The organism is Microvirga sp. P5_D2, assembly GCF_054049475.1.
In genome coordinates, this window is sequence record NZ_JBFUMH010000401.1 from 1 (window position 1) to 717 (window position 717).

Annotated in this window: 1 protein-coding gene; it reads left to right on the forward strand. The window is 68.1% G+C overall.

Annotation, left to right across the window (positions count from 1 at the left end; translation table 11 throughout):
- On the forward strand, window positions 1-717 hold a 717-nt coding region (locus tag ACXJKO_RS31950; RefSeq protein ID WP_457095006.1), incomplete at both ends, for an IS256 family transposase.

Here is a 717-nt window from a genome sequence, read left to right on the forward strand (position 1 = left end):
CCCGCACCTTGGTGACCCGGGTCGGCAAGCTCGAGCTGCGCGTGCCACAGGATCGCGACGGCCGCTTCTCGACCGAGCTGTTCGAGCGCTATCAGCGCTCCGAGCAGGCGCTGGTGGCCACCCTGGCCGAGATGTACGTGCAGGGTGTCTCCACCCGCAAGGTCAAGGCCATCACCGAGGAGCTGTGCGGCCACAGCTTCTCGGCCTCGGCGATCTCCTCGATCAACAAGCGCCTCGACGACAGCCTGGCCCAGTTCGCCTCGCGCCGGCTCGAGGAGCCGTTCCCGTACCTGATCCTGGATGCGCGGTATGAGAAGGTGCGCGAGGGCGGCATCGTCGCCTCGCAGGCCGTGCTGATCGCGGTGGGCATCGACTGGGACGGCCGGCGCCAGATCCTGGGCGTCGAGATGGCCAACCGGGAAAGCCAGTCCTCGTGGCGGACGTTTCTGCTCGGCCTGCGCGAGCGCGGGCTCTCAGGGGTCGAGCTGGTGGTGGCCGATGATCATGCCGGACTGCGGGCGGCCATCCGCGAGGTGCTGAGCGAGGCAGCCTATCAGCGCTGCTATGTGCACTTTCTCCGGAATGCCCTCGATCACCTGCCGCGCAAGGCCGATGATGACTGCCTGCAGGAACTGCGCTGGCTCTACGACCGCCGCTCGGTCGAGGAGGCCAGACGCGATCTGGCGGCCTGGATTGCCAAGTGGGAGGGGCGCTACC